Source organism: Hydrogenophaga sp. (assembly GCF_031426985.1).
In the GTDB taxonomy this organism is placed as follows: domain Bacteria; phylum Pseudomonadota; class Gammaproteobacteria; order Burkholderiales; family Burkholderiaceae_C; genus Hydrogenophaga.
The window spans coordinates 1-1,264 of sequence record NZ_JASJOY010000028.1; the positions used below are offsets into that span (position 1 = coordinate 1).

Annotated in this window: 1 protein-coding gene; it reads right to left on the minus strand. The window is 69.9% G+C overall.

The window, feature by feature from the left end; genetic code table 11:
• A partial coding sequence (locus tag RMP09_RS03890) for an AMP-binding protein (RefSeq protein ID WP_310564690.1) occupies nt 1–1,264 on the minus strand: 1,264 nt, incomplete at both ends.

Sequence of the window (1,264 nt, forward strand, 5' to 3'; positions counted from 1 at the left end):
CGCTGTAGAGCTCGCTGGTGCCCATGCGCAGGCCGTGGCGGTTGATGGTGGCGTCGGAGCGGCCGTAGATGACGCAGGAACCGTCGGGGTGGATGCGCAGCCAGTCGCCGTGGCGCCAGACGGCGCCGGCGCTGGCGTCCAGATCACCGCCGCCGGGCTTTCTCCCATGACCCGCCGGGTACATGTCGAAGTAGCTGCCGAGCAGGCGCCGGTTGTCGGTGTCGCCCACGAAGTACAGGGGCATGGACGGGATGGGTTGGGCGCAGACCAGTTCGCCCACTTCGTCGATGACGGGCTGGCCCTGTTCGTTCCACGATTCCACCGCGCAGCCCATGAGGCGGCACTGCATGCGGCCGGGGGTCTGCGGCAGGTCCCGATTGCCGCCGATGAAGGCGCCGGCGAAGTCGGTGCCGCCGGAGATGTTGCACCACCAGATGTCCTTCTGCGCTTCGCTCTGGGCGATGGCGGCGAACTGCGCGCTGCCCCAGCGCTGCGCGTCTTCCGACAGCGGCGAGCCGGTCGTCCCCAGCGCCCGCACCTTGGACAGATCACCGCAGGCCGACAGGTCCACCCCGGCCTTCAGGCAGTTCGCGAAAAACGCCGCGCCCGCGCCGAAGAAGGTGACGCCCTGCTCGGCCGCGAAGCGCCAGAGCACGGTCCAGTCGGGCCGGTCTTTGCTGCCGCCGGGGTTGCCGTCGTAGATGACGCAGGTGGTGCCGTTGAGCAGGCCGCTGGTCTGCGCGTTCCACATCACCCAGCCGGTGGAGCTGTACCAGTGGTAGCGCTCGCCCCAGCTGTTGGGCGCGTAGCTGCAGCCCACGTCGTTGTGCAGGATCTTGAGCGCCAGCGCCACGATGAGCGTGCCGCCGTGGCCGTGCACGATGGGCTTGGGCAGCCCCGTGGTGCCGCTGCTGTAGACGATCCACAGCGGGTGGTCGAAGGGCAGCCACAGCGGCTCGAAGGCGGCGGTGGCGGCGTCGTCGCGCGCCACGGCGGTGCTGAAGGCGGTGCAGGGTTGCGCCGATTCCAGCGCGTTGTCCACCGTGGCGGGCTCTTCGGCCAGGTTGGTGTGCAGCACCACGTGGCGCACCGTCGGCAAGGCGGCGCGCAGCTCGGCCACCACGGCCAGGCGGTCGAAGTCCTTGCCGCCATAGGTGACGCCATCGCAGGCGATCAGCGCCACCGGTTCAATCTGTTGGAAGCGGTCGAGCACGGCGTTGGTGCCCATGTCGGGCGCGCACACGCTCCACACCGCGCCGATGCT